At 29.4% G+C, this 15975-nt stretch carries 15 protein-coding genes and 1 tRNA gene; 13 read left to right on the top strand and 3 right to left on the bottom strand.

The window, feature by feature from the left end; all coding sequences use genetic code 11:
* Positions 1-42 precede the first annotated feature (42 nt).
* The 13 genes from metX to AMRN_RS05850 all read left to right on the top strand — a co-directional run bounded on the left by metX (position 43) and on the right by AMRN_RS05850 (position 13505).
* On the top strand, positions 43-1152 hold the full coding sequence (gene metX, locus AMRN_RS05795; protein ID WP_099310598.1) for a homoserine O-acetyltransferase MetX: 1110 nt from the start codon (positions 43-45) through the stop codon (positions 1150-1152).
* Complete coding sequence (locus AMRN_RS05800; protein ID WP_079577276.1) at positions 1149-1358, top strand: exodeoxyribonuclease VII small subunit; 210 nt, start codon at positions 1149-1151, stop codon at positions 1356-1358. The genes metX and AMRN_RS05800 overlap by 4 nt, the downstream gene beginning before the upstream one ends.
* Before the next feature lie 57 nt (positions 1359-1415).
* On the top strand, positions 1416-2081 hold the full coding sequence (gene radC, locus AMRN_RS05805) for a RadC family protein (RefSeq protein WP_099310599.1): 666 nt from the start codon (positions 1416-1418) through the stop codon (positions 2079-2081).
* Complete coding sequence (locus AMRN_RS05810; RefSeq protein ID WP_099310600.1) at positions 2078-2536, top strand: type II toxin-antitoxin system PemK/MazF family toxin; 459 nt, start codon at positions 2078-2080, stop codon at positions 2534-2536. Before radC ends, AMRN_RS05810 begins: the two co-directional genes overlap by 4 nt.
* A 234-nt stretch (positions 2537-2770) precedes the next feature.
* Complete coding sequence (locus tag AMRN_RS05815; protein ID WP_228150800.1) at positions 2771-3967, top strand: class I SAM-dependent DNA methyltransferase; 1197 nt, start codon at positions 2771-2773, stop codon at positions 3965-3967.
* A gap of 3 nt (positions 3968-3970) precedes the next feature.
* On the top strand, positions 3971-4225 hold the full coding sequence (locus tag AMRN_RS14265) for a hypothetical protein (RefSeq protein ID WP_228150801.1): 255 nt from the start codon (positions 3971-3973) through the stop codon (positions 4223-4225).
* The gene (locus AMRN_RS05820; RefSeq protein ID WP_099310601.1) at positions 4222-5382 is read left to right on the top strand and encodes a restriction endonuclease subunit S; all 1161 of its coding nucleotides are present in this window, start codon (positions 4222-4224) and stop codon (positions 5380-5382) included. The genes AMRN_RS14265 and AMRN_RS05820 overlap by 4 nt, the downstream gene beginning before the upstream one ends.
* On the top strand, positions 5379-7751 hold the full coding sequence (gene hsdR / locus AMRN_RS05825) for an EcoAI/FtnUII family type I restriction enzme subunit R (protein ID WP_099310602.1): 2373 nt from the start codon (positions 5379-5381) through the stop codon (positions 7749-7751). The genes AMRN_RS05820 and hsdR overlap by 4 nt, the downstream gene beginning before the upstream one ends.
* A 158-nt stretch (positions 7752-7909) precedes the next feature.
* Complete coding sequence (locus AMRN_RS05830; RefSeq protein ID WP_191282169.1) at positions 7910-8590, top strand: HesA/MoeB/ThiF family protein; 681 nt, start codon at positions 7910-7912, stop codon at positions 8588-8590.
* 114 nt (positions 8591-8704) lie between these two features.
* Positions 8705-11947 carry a carbamoyl-phosphate synthase large subunit gene (gene carB / locus AMRN_RS05835; protein ID WP_099310603.1) on the top strand — a complete coding sequence of 1081 codons (3243 nt, stop codon included), beginning with the start codon at positions 8705-8707 and terminating at the stop codon, positions 11945-11947.
* Positions 11947-12390: a Sua5 YciO YrdC YwlC family protein gene (locus AMRN_RS05840; RefSeq protein WP_099310604.1), complete on the top strand. Its 444-nt coding sequence runs from the start codon at positions 11947-11949 to the stop codon at positions 12388-12390. The genes carB and AMRN_RS05840 overlap by 1 nt, the downstream gene beginning before the upstream one ends.
* A gap of 77 nt (positions 12391-12467) precedes the next feature.
* A tRNA-Glu gene (locus AMRN_RS05845) sits at positions 12468-12543 on the top strand.
* 527 nt (positions 12544-13070) lie between these two features.
* Complete coding sequence (locus AMRN_RS05850; protein WP_079580117.1) at positions 13071-13505, top strand: hypothetical protein; 435 nt, start codon at positions 13071-13073, stop codon at positions 13503-13505.
* A 329-nt stretch (positions 13506-13834) separates the two neighbouring features.
* On the opposite strand, the gene AMRN_RS05855 is transcribed toward AMRN_RS05850, so the two are convergent.
* From AMRN_RS05855 to AMRN_RS05865, 3 genes are all read right to left on the bottom strand, one after another.
* Complete coding sequence (locus tag AMRN_RS05855) at positions 13835-13981, bottom strand: type II toxin-antitoxin system YafQ family toxin (RefSeq protein ID WP_228150802.1); 147 nt, start codon at positions 13979-13981, stop codon at positions 13835-13837.
* Between the two features lie 21 nt (positions 13982-14002).
* On the bottom strand, positions 14003-14188 hold the full coding sequence (locus AMRN_RS05860; protein WP_191282171.1) for a type II toxin-antitoxin system RelB/DinJ family antitoxin: 186 nt from the start codon (positions 14186-14188) through the stop codon (positions 14003-14005).
* Between the two features lie 477 nt (positions 14189-14665).
* Positions 14666-15589 carry a DMT family transporter gene (locus AMRN_RS05865; protein ID WP_099310605.1) on the bottom strand — a complete coding sequence of 308 codons (924 nt, stop codon included), beginning with the start codon at positions 15587-15589 and terminating at the stop codon, positions 14666-14668.
* Positions 15590-15975 lie beyond the last annotated feature (386 nt).

Here is a 15975-nt window from a genome sequence, read left to right on the forward strand (position 1 = left end):
AATAAAATAATAATTAAATATACAAAAAATATGGGATATATTTTGAGAATAGAGACAAAAATAGCAAAATTTACTAGCCCTTTGTATCTTGAAAGTGGTAGGATTTTACAATCATATGATATTGCTTATGAAACATATGGAGAATTAAACGAAGACAAATCAAATGTAATAGTAATATGTCATGCATTAGCAGGGAGTCATCACGCAGCAGGAAGATATGCAGATGAAGCTAAGCCTGGTTGGTGGGATAAGTTTATTGGTGATGGAAAGGCTGTGGATACAAGAAAATATTTTGTAATTTGTACAAATAATATTGGTTCATGTTTTGGTTCAACAAGCCCTATGAGTCCAAACTATCCAAGTAAAGAACCTTATAGATTTAAGTTTCCAGTACTTGCAATTTCAGATATTGTAAAAGCACAAAGAAATCTTTTTGATTCATTGGGGATTTATCATGCAAAAGCAGTAATTGGAGGTTCAATGGGTGGAATGCAAGCATTATGCTATGCGATTGAACATCCTGAGTTTTCAAAAACAATCATACCCTTGGCAACAACTGCATATACAAGACCTTGGGCAATTGCAATAAATAAAATAGCAATGGAAGCTGTAAGACATGACCCTGCATTTAACAACGGTCATTATGATAAAAAAGATTTGATAGCAAATGGACTTCCAGGATTAGCAATAGGAAGAATGGCAGGACTTATAGCATATCTTAGTCCAAACGTATTTAATAAAAAATTTGCAAGAAACTATACACATACAGATGGTTTGTATGAACTTTTTGGACGCTTTGAGGTTGAAAGATATTTAGAATATAACTCTTATAGCTTTCCAAAAATATTTGACCCTTTATCGTATTTGTATATTTGTAAAACAATGAATATATTTGATGTGGGAAGAAACAAAGATAAAATAGAAGACTCTTTTTCTAAAATCAAAGGAAAATTACATCTTATATCATTTTCTGATGATATGCTATTTTTTCCAGAAGAGATGGAAGAGATACATGATATTATGTGCAAAATTGGTAAAAAAAATCAAGTAACATATAAGATGATAGAGAGCCAATCAGGACATGATTCCTTTTTAGTAGAAGTTGAAAAATTTGAAGATTATGTAAAAGATATATTAGAGGAAAAAATATGAATGAAGAAAAACAAGAAGAAAAGTTAGCATTTGAAGAAAAAATCTTAAAAGCAAAAGAGCTTTTAGAAAAACTAAATAGCCAAGATATAACACTGCAAAACTCTATTGAAGTATATAAATCAGGAGTAAAAGAGCTAGAAGAAGCTCAAAAACTACTTGATGAAGCAAAACTAATATTTACTACAAAAGAGAAAGATAATAACTAAAATTATTATTTAATAAAAACTTAGCTAAACTTTTCCAAGTAAATTTTGGAGAAGTTTATGAAAACTACAATAAAAAACCTTGAAAATATCGATAAACCAAGGGAAAAACTCAAAAAACTAGGTGCTGATGCACTAAAAGATTATGAACTTATGGCTATACTTTTAGGAAGTGGAGTAAAAGGTAAAGATGTCATAACTTTATCAAAAGAGATAATCAAACTATTTAAATCAGACTTTGAAAATATAAGCTTAGAAACCTTACTTCAAATACATGGATTAGGAACAGCAAAAGCATGTCAAATAGTAAGTGCAATAAGCTTAAGTAAAAGATACTTAATAAAAAATCAAAATATAAAAATAACAAACTCAAATGATGTATTTGAAGAACTAAAACCATACAAAAACAAACAACAAGAACATTTTTTTACACTATATCTTGATGGAGCAAATAATCTAATAGAAACAAAAGTTATAACAATAGGCACACTAAACCAAAGCTTGGTTCATCCAAGAGAAGTTTTTTCATATGCAATAGAAAAAAGATGTGCAAGTATCATAGTAGCTCACAATCACCCAAGCGGAATACTAAAGCCAAGCAGTGAAGATATAAATGTAACTAAAAGATTAAAAGAATCAGGAAAAATACTAGGAATAGAACTACTTGATCACGTGATATTTACAAAAGATGGATTTTATAGTTTTCAAGAAGAGGGTGTTTTATGAATATGTTTAATAAAAGAATAAAGTTGTATGATATAGAAATAGGTTCCTTAGTTTGGGTTGAATTTGGAGAGACTAAACATATATTTTTAAAGCAGATGGAAAGAGAATTAAAAGAAGAGTGTTTTTCTTTAGATGATTGTCCTCATGGATTAAATCTTTTGCATGAATTCTCGTATTATCATATGGCATTCTTATTGACAAACAAAGTTAATAAAGTAGTTGCAGTTGTGCCTGTTACTCAATATAAAGACAGAGATAATAATTACTCTGATGTAAATATTATTTTAGAAAAAAATGATTTTGGTTTAAATCTAGTGAAAAAGAGTACTATTAAACTTGATCAATTAAGATTTATTGATAAATCAAGAATTGTAAAGGTTGAGAAGAAATATATTAATAAAACATTGAAACATTTGATTTTAAAAAAAGTACAAGACATGTTTAAACATGCTTGATTTTTTCAATTTTTTAATGTATAATGCACTCATAAAGAATTTGGGCGGTCATAATTTGTGGCGGGCTCGCCGATGGCAGGGGTACTGAAAAGGTGCCCTTTTTTTATGCTCTAAATCAGTAATCAAAACAACTATCCTTTAAATATCTTTTATTTTATCCAGTACACTACTAAATTTTAGTAAAATAATAAGCTTAGATATAAATACAAATAAATTTTAGGATAAAAATAATAGATGTTTGAACAAACTTTTAAAAATATAGACGATATCTTATGGAAAGACTCAGGTGCAGATAGTGAGCTTGACTACATAGGACAAACCTCTTGGATAATGTTTTTGCGTTACCTTGATGACCTTGAAAAAGATAAAAAAGATATAAAAGAGCTTTCAGGTGAAGAGTATACTTTTATACTAGATGAAGAATATCGTTGGAATACATGGGCTATGCCAAAAGACAAAGATGGAAACCTAGACCATAACATTGCTCTTACAGGTAAAGATTTAGTAGAGTTTGTGGACTTAAAGCTTTTCCCATATCTTGCGAAGTTTAAACAAAATACAGACAACCCACTTACAATAGAGTATAAAATAGGGGAGATATTTTCTGAGCTTAAAAATAAAATCCAAAGCGGATACAACTTACGAGAGATAGTAGAGTACGCAGATGCTCTACCTTTTAAATCTAGCAAAGACAAACACGAACTAAGCCACTTATATGAAACCAAAATCAAAAACATGGGAAATGCAGGAAGAAATGGAGGTCAGTACTATACGCCAAGACCACTTATTCGTGCGATGGTAAATGTGATAGAGCCACAAATAGGTGAAAAAGTTTATGATGGAGCGGTGGGAAGTGCAGGCTTCTTATGTGAAGCTTATGACTACATGTATGCAAATATGAATAAAAATGTAGATAACTTAAAAATCCTACAAGAGAAAACTTTTTTTGGAAAAGAGAAGAAAAACCTAGCCTATGTGATAGGTATTATGAATATGATACTTCATGGTATCGAAGCACCAAATATAAAGCATGTAAATACTTTAGCAGAACCTATTCGAGATATACAAGAAAAAGATAGATACCACGTAATCTTAGCAAACCCACCTTTTGGTGGAAAAGAACGTAAAGAGGTGCAACAAAACTTCGATATAAAGACAGGTGAAACTGCCTTTTTGTTTATGCAACACTTTATCAAGTCACTTAAAGCTGGTGGACGTTCCGCTGTGGTGATAAAAAATACTATCTTAAGTAACTCAGACAATGCCTCAGTAGCTTTGCGTAAGTATCTTCTTGAAAGCTGTAATCTTCACACTATTTTAGATATGCCAAGTGGTACTTTTACAGGGGCTGGGGTAAAAACTGTGGTGCTGTTTTTTACAAAAGGTGAAAGCACAAAAAATATCTGGTACTATAAACTAAACCCTGGGTGAAACATGGGGAAAACAAACCCCTTAAACGATAAAGATATGAAAGAGTTTATCGAGCTTCAAAAAGATAAAAAAGATAGTCAAAACTCTTGGAGTGTGAATATACACGATATAGATGAAACCACTTTTGACTTATCAGTTAAAAATCCAAATGTAGTAGATGAGGTTGAACTTAGAACGCCAAAAACGATACTTGAAGAGATGAAAAGTTTAGATAAAGAGACAAATGAGCTTTTAGCTTCTATTAAAGAGATGGTATGAGTAAGAACCTAGAGTATAAAAAGCTTAAAGAAATAGGAAAAATATTTAGTGGGAATAGCATAAATGCGAAACTTAAAGAAGAAAAATATACTAATATTAATGAGGGAATTCCATATATTGCTACAAAAGACATAGATTATAATTCATTTATTAATTATGACAATGGTGTATCTATTCCTTTAAGTGATATAAAAACTTTTAGAGTTGCTCCAAAAAATAGTGTTTTGATATGTGCAGAAGGTGGAAGTGCAGGTAGAAAAATAGGTATTTTAAATCAAGATGTTTGTTTTGTGAATAAACTATTTACACTTGAACCAAATCATGAGATAATAGGAAAGTATGTATTTTATTGGTATAAAACAAATATATTTCAAAAAGATTTTAAAGATCAACTTACAGGTTTGATTGGTGGTGTTTCTAAAGCAAAATTTGGAAATTTAACTATCCCAGTAGTTTCTTTTTCAAAACAAAAACAAATTGTAGAGATTTTAGATAAAGCTTTTGAAGCTATAGATAAAGCAAAAGAGAATCTTGAAAAAAATATCCAAAACTCAAAAGAGCTTTTTCAAAGTAGACTAAATGAGATATTTTCACAAAAAGGTGAAGGTTGGGAAGAAAGTACTATTTTAGAAGTTTGTAATGATATTTTTGCTGGTGGAGATAAGCCAGAAGAAAACTTTTCAAAGGAAAAAACTGATAAGTTTACTATACCAATTTTTGCAAATGCCGTAAAAGACAAAGGTTTATATGGTTATACAAATAAAGCAAGAGTAAATGAAAGTGCAATTACAATTTCTGCAAGAGGAAGTGGAACTGGACATACTGAAATAAGAATGGAAAGTTTCTTTCCAATAGTAAGACTTATAGTATTAGTTCCAAATACAGAAAAAATGAGTTTAATATTTTTAAAATACATAATTGATAATTTAGATATATTAAGAAGTGGAAGTGCAATTCCTCAATTAACTGTTCCAATGATAAAAGAATATAAAGTAGACTATCCATCTTTAAAAAAACAAAATGAAATAATTGATGAATTAGATAGTTTAAAACAACAAACAAAACAACTAGAAACCCACTACCAACAAAAACTTCAAAATCTAGAAGAGCTAAAAAAGTCTATACTACAAAAAGCTTTTAGTGGAGAGTTAATATGAATGAAGCACAAACAAGATTGGAACTCATAGACCCAAAGCTTCGTGAAGCTGGCTGGGGTGTGGTAGAAGATAGCCGTATTCAAGTTGAGTATCCGATTTCTCAGGGAAGACTTATAGGAAATGGAAGACGAGCCAAGCCACTTAGTGCAGACTATGTTCTTATTTATAAAAACAGACGCTTAGCAGTAATAGAAGCAAAAAAACGAGATTTACACTACAGTGATGGTGTAGCTCAAGCAAAAGAGTATGCAGACAGATTACAGATAAGATATGCCTACTCTACAAATGGTTTACAAATTTATGGTATAGATATACAAGAGGTAAAAGAGGGCGATGTAAAAACTTTCCCCACACCTGAAGAGTTATGGCAAATGACCTATCCTAAAGAAGACACTGTTTTAGATAGATTATTTGCGATACCTTTTGAAACCAGTAGTGGAAAATGGCAATTAAGGTACTACCAAACAAATGCAGTGAATAAAACCCTTGAAGCTGTCTCAAATGAAAAGCAAAGAATACTTTTAACCCTTGCAACAGGTACAGGAAAAACTGCTATAGCTTTTCAAATAGTTTGGAAACTTTTTCATTCACGGTGGAATCTTCAAAAAGATTTTAAAAGAACACCAAGAATTTTGTTTTTAGCAGATAGAAATATACTAGCTGACCAAGCTTTTAACTCTTTTGGAGCTTTTGAAGAAGATGCTTTGGTGCGAATAGACCCACAAGAGATAAGAAAAAAACAAAGAGTTCCTAAAAATGGCTCTATATTTTTTACTATCTTTCAAACCTTTATGACAGGGCTAAATGGCACACCAAACTTTGGAGAGTATCCAAAAGACTATTTCGATTTTATTATTATAGATGAGTGCCATAGAGGTGGAGCAAATGATGAGAGTGAATGGAGAGCAATATTAGAGTATTTTTCTCCAGCTTTCCAGCTAGGACTTACAGCCACTCCAAAAAGAGATGTAAATGGTGATACCTATAACTATTTTGGAAAACCAGTATATGAATACTCATTAAAAGAGGGGATAAACGACGGATACCTAACCCCTTTTAAAGTAAAAGATATCTCAACTACTGGAGATACTTATATCTATACAAATGAAGATGAAATCATAGAGGGTGAGATAGAAGAGGGCAAAGAGTACACAAAAGAGGAACAAAATAAAATTATAGAGATAATGGATATAGAAAAGTATCGTGTAAATCTTTTTATGGATATGATAAACCAATCTCAAAAGACTTTAGTATTTTGTGAGACCCAAGCTCACGCTTTAGCCATACGTAACCTTATAAATCAAAGTGTAAAAGTAAAACATCTTGATTATTGTCATAGGGTGGGAGCTGATGATGGAGCTAGAGGAGAGAAGTTTTTAAGAGATTTTCAAGATAATGAAAAAAGATACCCTACAATACTCACAACCTCAAGAAAACTAAGCACTGGTGTAGATGCTCCTGAGATAAAAAATATAGTACTTTTACGTACAGTTAAATCTATGGTGGAATTTAAACAAATTATTGGGCGAGGAACACGGCTATTTGATGGAAAAGACTACTTTACTATATTTGATTTTTATGACGCTTACAAACACTTTCACGATGAAGCTTGGGATGGTGAACCAATAGAGCCAGAAATACCTACTCCCAAACCACCAAAAGAGCCATGTGAAATATGTGGAGAGTTGCCTTGTGTTTGCTCTCCTAGCGAAGTAGAAGATGAATCTTGTGAAGAGTGTGGCAATACCCCTTGTGTATGTGAAAAGCCACTAAACAAGATGATAAAAATAAAACTATCAGATGGAAACTTTAGAAGTTTAGACTCTATGGTAAAAACCATGTTTTACTCCCCTGAGGGAAAGCCAATATCAGCAGGAGAGTTTGTAAAAAAACTTTTTGATGAAATGCCAAACTTCTTTGAAAGTGAAGATGAACTAAGACGAATTTGGAGTATACCTGATACTAGAAAAAGACTTTTAGAAGAACTTAGTGAAGCTGGCTACTCTTTAGAGCAACTTGAAGATTTAAAATCTATAGTTCATGGAGAAGATAGTGACCTTTACGATGTACTAGCTTATATAGCTTATCATAAAACATTAGTACCAAGACTAGATAGAGCCACAAAAGCAAAGATAAAAATAACCCACTATGATAATGCAAAACAAGATTTTTTAGACTTTGTACTTAAACAGTATGTAGACCACGGAGTAAAAGAGTTAGACGACAAACGCCTAGCTACATTACTTGTAACAAAATACCATGCAATAGACGATGCAAAACAAGTTTTAGGTGAAATTCCAGAGATAAGAGATACCTTTATAGGCTTTCAGAAGTATTTATATGATGATAGTATTTACATGATGATATAATAAACAACGCTTATGATGCTCAATTAGGAATCCAACCAAAACCAGAGTATAATAGTCAAGTTTTTTATTGATTTATATCATAAAAATTTAATTTTAATGTGTTATTATTATAAACAAATAATAAAAATAAACTTGACTTATTTAATAAGGATTATAACATGAGTGAGATTCATGAGTTTTTTAACAGACAAATAAAACTTTGGGGTGAACAAACACAAGATAGTTTACAAGATAAAAAAGTAGCTATTATTGGTAGTGGTGGACTTGGATGTTCTTTAGGTATTGCACTTGGTGCTTCTGGTATTGGTGAGTTTGCGCTTGTTGATTTTGATGAGGTTGGTGTTCATAATATACATAGACAAATTGGGTTTAAAGTAGGGGATGATGGAAAGTATAAAGCTGAAGTTCTAAAAGAACTTTTAGAATCAAGATGTCCTTATACTAAAGCAACTGCTTATGTTGAGGGTTTTGATGAGTTTGCAAAAAGAGAATTAGAGTTTGATTTAATCATTGATGCAACTGATAACTTACCAACAAGAGCTGCTATAAATGAGTATTGTATAAATCATAAACAACCATGGATTTATGGAACAGTTGAAGAGTTTCATGGTCAAGTTTGTTTTTTCAAAGAAGCATCTTATGAAGCAGTATTTCAAATAAATGACAGAAAACCAAATGGTATTGCTTGTCCTATTGTAATGCATATTGCTTCACTTCAAGCAAATTTAGCTATTAGATATCTAACAGGGCTTCCTGTTAAAAAAGATATTTTATACTATTTATCTTTTGATGAAGAGGGTGTTTTAAACACTAAAAAATTCAACCTTCCAAAAAGTTAATTTAGGTTAAACCCTAAGTTAACTTTGTATATAAAAATCTTACATAACCAGTTTCTAAGCACTATTTAGATATACTTCCCAAATTTTAACTACACTAATGGGGAACTATTTATTATGCCAAAAAGAGAAGATATTAAGACTATTTTACTTATCGGTTCAGGTCCAATTATTATTGGTCAAGCTTGCGAGTTTGACTACTCAGGAACACAAGCTACAAAAACATTAAAAGAGTTAGGTTATAGAGTTGTACTTATTAACTCAAACCCAGCCACAATTATGACTGATCCTGAGTTTGCAGATAGAACATATATTGAGCCTATTACAGAAGAGGTTGTTGCAAAGATTATCAAGCAAGAGAATATTGATGCAATTTTACCAACGATGGGTGGACAAACTGCTCTAAATGTTGCTACTTCTATGTATGATAAAGGTATGCTAGAAGGAATAAAATTCTTAGGTGCAAATCCAGAAGCTATTAAAAAAGGTGAAGATAGACATCTTTTTAATGAAGCAATGATTAAAATTGGAATGGATTTACCAAAAAGTAAAAATGCATATAATCTTGAAGAAGCCATTGAAATTGCAAAAGAGATAGGGTTTCCTGTAATTAGTAGAGCTTCATTTACACTTGCTGGTGGAGGTTCTGGTGTTGCTTATAATATGGAAGAGTTTAAAGCTCTTGCAGCAACAGGAATTGAAGCAAGTCCAATCAATGAAATTGAGATTATGGAATCAATGCTTGGTTGGAAAGAGTATGAAATGGAAGTTATCAGAGATAGAAAAGATAACTGCATTATTGTATGTTCTATTGAAAACTTAGACCCTATGGGAGTTCATACGGGTGATTCTACTACAATTGCACCAGCACTTACTTTAACAGACAAAGAGTATCAAGATATGAGAAATGCATCTTTTGCAATTCTTAGAGAAATTGGAGTTGATACAGGTGGTTCAAATGTACAATTTGCTATCAATCCAGAAACTGGTAGAATGATTGTAATTGAAATGAATCCAAGAGTTTCAAGAAGTTCAGCACTTGCTTCAAAAGCTACTGGGTATCCTATTGCTAAAGTTGCAACTTTACTTGCAGTTGGTTTTACACTTGATGAAATTCAAAATGACATTACAGGAACAACAGCATCTTTTGAGCCAGTAATTGATTATATAGTTACAAAAATTCCACGATTTACTTTTGAAAAATTCCCTAAAGCAGACTCTACACTATCAACAGGAATGAAATCAGTTGGTGAAGTTATGGCTATTGGTAGAACATTTAATGAGTCAATTCAAAAAGCACTTTGCTCTATGGAGACTGGATTAGTAGGTTTTGATCCAATTTGTGATGATTTAGAAAAAATCAAAGCAGAAATAAGAAGACCAAACTCTGAAAGATTAAGATATCTAATGGATGGTATGAGACACGGTCTTTCAAATGAAGAGATTTTTGAACTTTGTGCAATTGACCCATGGTATTTAGGTAAATTCAGACAAATTGTAAATATTGAAAAATCAATCAATGAAACAATCTTAACAGATGAATTAGCAATGAGAAATGTTAAAGCAAATGGATTCTCAGATGCTATGATTGCTAATCTTTTAGAAAAATCAGAAGAAGAAGTTTATGAAGCAAGAAGAGCTATGGATATTCACTTTGAATATAGTGAAGTTGATACTTGTGCTGCTGAGTTTAAAGCACTTACACCTTATCTTTACTCTTCAACAAATGTACATAGCCTACCAAAAATTGAAAAACCAATAAGTGATGAAAAGAAAGTTTTAATTATTGGTGGAGGTCCTAATAGAATAGGGCAAGGTATAGAGTTTGATTATTGTTGTGTGCATGCTTCATTTGCATTAAATGAAATGGGAATTAAAACAATTATGTACAATTGTAATCCTGAAACAGTATCAACAGATTATGATACATCTGATATTTTATATTTTGAGCCAATAGATTTTGAACATGTAAGAAGTGTAATAGAAAATGAAAAACCAGATGGTGTAATAGTACACTTTGGTGGACAAACACCTTTAAAATTAGCAAATGCATTAACAAAAGCAGGAGCAAATATCATAGGTACAACTGCTGAAGTTATTGACTTAGCAGAAGATAGAAAAAAGTTTTCTACATTTGTAGAAAAAGCAGAACTATTACAACCAGAAAATGGAACAGCAGTTGAAGTTGAACAAGCAATTGAAATAGCAGAAAAGATAGGTTATCCAGTACTTGTTAGACCATCATTTGTACTTGGTGGAAGAGGAATGAAAATTGTTTATTCAACTGATGAATTAAAACAATATATGGATGAAGCAGTTTCAGTATCAAATGATGCACCTGTATTAATTGATAAGTTTTTAGATAGAGCGATTGAGTTAGATGTAGATTGTATTTGCGATGGAAAAGAAGTATATATTGGTGGAGTTATGCAACATATCGAAGAAGCAGGTGTTCACTCTGGTGATTCTGCTTGTTCATTACCACCTGTATCAATTAGTGATGAACTTATAAAAGAACTTGAAGATAAAACTAAAAAAATGGCTTTAGAACTTGGAGTTGTTGGTCTTATGAATGTTCAATATGCAATTCATAAAGGACAAATATATCTAATTGAAGTAAATCCAAGAGCATCTAGAACTGTTCCTTTTGTAAGTAAAGCAACAGGTATGCCATTGGCAAAAGTCGCAACTAGAGTTATGTGGGGAGAAAACCTAAGACAAGCTCTTGATGTATATGATAAAAATATAGTTTATGAAGACAATGGTGTATTAAAACCAATATTAAAAGACCATATTGCAGTAAAAGAAGCAGTTTTCCCTTTTACAAAACTTAGTGGTTCTGATATGCTTTTAACTCCTGAGATGAAATCAACAGGTGAAGTAATGGGTATCTCAGATAACTTTGGTGAATCTTATGCAAAAGCACAAAGTGCAGCAAAAAATGACTTACCAACAAGTGGAAAAGTGTTTATTTCATTATGTGATTTAGATAAAGAGTATGCTCCAAGAATTGCACAAGGACTTGTAAATGAAGGCTTTACAATTATAGCAACAGGTGGAACGCACAAGATTATTACTGATGCTGGAATTGAATGTGAGAAAGTTTTAAAAATTAGTGAGGGAAGACCTAATATTAATGATTCTATTACAAATGGTGAAATTGTACTTGCATTAAATACAAGTGATGGAAAAGAGTCTTCAAAAGAAGATGGAAAAAATATAAGAAGAACAGTTTTAAAAACAAACACTCCTTATGCTACAACAGCAGCAGCTGCACTAGCTTGTGTAGAAGCAATGAAGTCACTAAAACAAAAAGATGGAGTTTCAGTTAAGTCTATACAAGACTTCTTAAACGACTAATGAATTCAAAACTAGTATATTTAGTACAAACAGATACAACAGTTGGCTTCTCATCAACAGATGATGAGAAGCTTTCAACTTTAAAAAAACGACCCTCAACACAAAAAATACTTCAAGTAGTAGATAGTTTCACTACGTTAAAACAATTTACAAGAATTCCAAAAAAACATAAAAAACTAATAAGAAAAGCAAAAAAAACTACATTTATTTATCCAAATACACACTCATTTAGAGTTATACCAAAAGATGATAAGTTTTATGATTTTGTAAAAAAGTTTAAAAATATATACTCAACTTCAGCAAATATCACTACAAAAAATTTTGATAAAGAGTTCGCTATTAATAGTGCAGATATAGTAGTTGAAACAAAAGAAGGCTTTAGTGAAACTACATCTTCATCTATTTATTTACTAAAAAAGAGTAAAGTTAGAAAAATTAGATAAAACTAGTAAAAGATTTTAAAAATAATTTAATATTTAAGCAAAGTAAAATTAAATCTAAAATATAATTCAATCTCAATGACCCTGTCGTCTAGTGGCCAAGGACCTCAGGATTTCCTCCTGATGACGCAAGTTCAAATCTTGCTGGGGTCGCCAACTGTTTTATGGGCTTTGTAGAACTTTTAATGAATAAAAAAGTTCACTAGGTGATACTTCGGGTGATACTTTTTTTAATGAATTTATATTTAAAATTTTAAAATTACCTAGTAAGTACACAATTACCCTTTAATATATTTTACAATTACTCCCTAGTAATTATATAGTTACCCTTTAGTAAAATATAGAGTTATTCCCCAGTAATTATATAATTACCCCTACATCTTTATATATTCTATTTTACGGTATCTAAATTATATATTTTGCTACATATACAAAGTTACAATTACATTAGTACATATAAAAAGTACATTTACAGTTAATTTTATTGCAGTAATTTTTATAATTGTTTGAGTATTTTTTACTTTAAATCTTTTAAAGACGATTAGAACATATATGAGATAATAGGGAAAGATAATAAAATGACTTTAGATATGCAAAATCAGCTTCTGATAGTGGTATAGAGTCCATTGAGAATTTATATAATATATGATAAAATTTAATGTTATTAAAATTAAAGGCATTTAGTGAGTCAATTGTATCAACAAAGATTAGCAAAATTAAAGAGGGAACTTTCTATAGAAGTAACTAAAAGAAAAAAGAAAAAGAAAAAGTTCACGCCTAATCAACAAATAATGATTGATTTTATTAATAATGTCACTAAAAATGCAACTTTTTATATAAAAGATATGAAAATAATATTAAGAAAAGGACATAGTGGAGCAGGTTTTCAACATATATTAGAAAAACACTATTGTAATGAATGTCCTGGAAAAATCACATTAAGTGATATTCTAAATATGGATTTAATAATACAAAGAGGCTTAAAACTAAATAGTGTAGGTGTAACAAATCCTGATAATATTGTAATCAATTATAAAAATAGAGATAAAGAACATAATATTATATTGAAATCAGAAAAAGAGAATGAATTAGTTGTTTCTTTTTACAGTATTAATTAAATTGGAAGAGAGACGATATATCTTTAAACCTCCACGGGTAAACTAACGCAGACTATCGTAACCCCTCTTCACTAATAGAAGACATTTCTGTCATCAAATACACTATATGTGTACTTTGTGATAGAAATGATATAGTAAAATTATAGTAAAATATTCATTAATTGTCAATGACTGGATATTAAAGTCAAGTTTTAACTGAATCAAAGAATTAAATAAGAGAAAAGTATGGAAGTTTAATTACTATTAGGTTTTTTAAGAATTTCTTTATCTAAAAAGTTGAGAGTGTGTCCCACTTATATGAAATTCTTTAGTATCTTTATATTCACCAGTTAAAAATGATCTCTTGCTTGAGTAGGTAAATCTTTATTATTTTGAAGTAGTGAAATATATGTAAATAATTTTGCACTATTTGTTGGATTTAGTTGAGCTTTTTTTAAATCTTTTGTAAATGTTTTGTGTACTTCTATTTCAAGCACCTAAATCCTTTTTAAAATCACTTAAATCAACTTTAGACATATTTTTATTTCAAAAGGAATTCCTTTTTCTAGTACTGATTGAGTTAAAAAGATATTAAAAGCATCACTTAACCCTAATCCATATTGTTTAAATATTTCTTGAGCCTTTGTTTTTGTATCTGCATCAAGATAAACATTAGTTCTTTTTTTATTTGATGTAGCAATCATGTTAAATACTTTTTGATTATTATAACACACACTGTGTGTCTATATCAATAATTATAATAATATTCAAATGCTTTTTTTAAGACTCTTACTGTTACATTTTGTCTAACTTTAGCATATTTTTTAGTTACTTTTTTTTTGTTTGTCTTAAAACTAGCTAAGCATTACACAATTTTTCCTAGTTGAATATATAATTATTTTATTTTTTATCTTTATTTCTAGATATAAAAAATATTAAAATAATTGCAACAAAAAAAGTTAAACTAATTTCCCAGTTATCTATAATACTATCAAGACCTGGATTATGAAAAACCTGCATATCTTTAATCCTTTCACTTTATTGTAATTGTATATGCACATTTATTTTTGACTTTTATAATTTAAATTTTATTTTCTAAAAATCATGTATTTGCATTAATAGGTTTGTACTATACCCTTTTTTTTCTTATATTTATTCATATTAGTTGTATTTTAAGTTTTTTATTTGTTTTGAAATTTTTTTAAAGAATACTCTATTCTTTTTTTATTTTCAAAGACTATTAAAAACATAGAGAAAATAATTAGTATAAATCCTATAGATTGATTTAAAGTAAAAAATTCCTTTCCTATATTTAAGTAATAAGACATGTATAATGGGAATAGTACTCCTACAACTGGTTCAAAATTGAATATAATAGCTGCTCTTATTGAAGTAACTTTTTTTATACAAACTGTTTGAATTACAAAAGCTAGAGCTGTTCCTAAGCCTCCTGTATATAATATAGAAAAAAGTATTTTTTCATTATTTAAGAGGTGATTGAAAGATATATTTTTTAATCCTGAAGAAAATAGATATAAAGTTATTATTGATACAATCAAAGCAAAATATATTTGAACAAGACCAATAAGAAACGAATTGCCTTTTTGAGTTGTTTTTTCTGTTGCAATAAAGTGTAAAGCAATGATTATAGATAAAAATAATCCTAAAATATCTCCTCTTTCTAAAGAAAAACTAGATAAATCAAGTATAAAAGTCAATCCAATAAAAGAACAGAAAACTGATATTAAAATTATTTTATTCCATTTGTTTAATATAAAAGTATCTATTATTGCAATTATTATTACACTCATTCCTGTATAAATTGCAACTTTAGCAGATGATAAGTATTCAAGTGATAAATTAGTTACTAATAGTACTAAAGATAACAAAACCCCAATAATCGCACCAGAAAGGATATCATATGTTCTTACTTTTTTAATATTTATTACAAAGAAAGGTGTTATTACAATAACTGCTGCTAAAAATCTTAGAAATAGAAACTCAAAGGAATTTAAACTATTTAAACTTTCTTTGATAAAGAAAAAAGAAGTTCCCCAAATAATTGTTACAAAGAATAATAATATATAATATTTTATATTAAGCACAATTAATTACCTCTATGATTTGCTTTTTTATTATCAATACATTTATAATAAATATTTGTTGTATATTAAAATACTTTTTCAACATATTCCTTAATTAAATAATCATATTTTTTATTAAAATTGTATTATATAAATAAAGTCTTAACATATTTTTAAATATGTAATTATTGTGTCATAAAATATGATGAGTTAAATAAATAATAAATAATTCAAAATACTTATACTATTAATAATAAAATATTGTCTGCTAAATAGAGTTTATTTAAGTCTAATTAAATTGTTTTTATAATGAAAATCATAAACTTTCACTCTTGTTAAATCATACTAATCTTATTAAGGTTATAAATATTTTGATAAATTATACTTTATAATCTTACTAAATTAAA

It is taken from the genome of Malaciobacter marinus (genome assembly GCF_003544855.1).
In the GTDB taxonomy this organism is placed as follows: Bacteria; Campylobacterota; Campylobacteria; order Campylobacterales; family Arcobacteraceae; genus Malaciobacter; species Malaciobacter marinus.

Bases quoted from the DNA above. Each gene is read 5' to 3' on its own strand.
- radC (WP_099310599.1), top strand. From the start codon at position 1,416: ATGAAAACTACAATAAAAAACCTTGAAAATATCGATAAACCAAGGGAA.
- AMRN_RS05860 (WP_191282171.1), bottom strand. From the start codon at position 14,188: ATGATTGCTACATCAAATAAAAAAAGAACTAATGTTTATCTTGATGCA.
- AMRN_RS14265 (WP_228150801.1), top strand. From the start codon at position 3,971: ATGGGGAAAACAAACCCCTTAAACGATAAAGATATGAAAGAGTTTATC.
- AMRN_RS05810 (WP_099310600.1), top strand. From the start codon at position 2,078: ATGAATATGTTTAATAAAAGAATAAAGTTGTATGATATAGAAATAGGT.
- hsdR (WP_099310602.1), top strand. From the start codon at position 5,379: ATGAATGAAGCACAAACAAGATTGGAACTCATAGACCCAAAGCTTCGT.
- AMRN_RS05815 (WP_228150800.1), top strand. From the start codon at position 2,771: ATGTTTGAACAAACTTTTAAAAATATAGACGATATCTTATGGAAAGAC.
- AMRN_RS05820 (WP_099310601.1), top strand. From the start codon at position 4,222: ATGAGTAAGAACCTAGAGTATAAAAAGCTTAAAGAAATAGGAAAAATA.
- AMRN_RS05830 (WP_191282169.1), top strand. From the start codon at position 7,910: ATGAGTGAGATTCATGAGTTTTTTAACAGACAAATAAAACTTTGGGGT.
- AMRN_RS05840 (WP_099310604.1), top strand. From the start codon at position 11,947: ATGAATTCAAAACTAGTATATTTAGTACAAACAGATACAACAGTTGGC.
- AMRN_RS05800 (WP_079577276.1), top strand. From the start codon at position 1,149: ATGAATGAAGAAAAACAAGAAGAAAAGTTAGCATTTGAAGAAAAAATC.
- carB (WP_099310603.1), top strand. From the start codon at position 8,705: ATGCCAAAAAGAGAAGATATTAAGACTATTTTACTTATCGGTTCAGGT.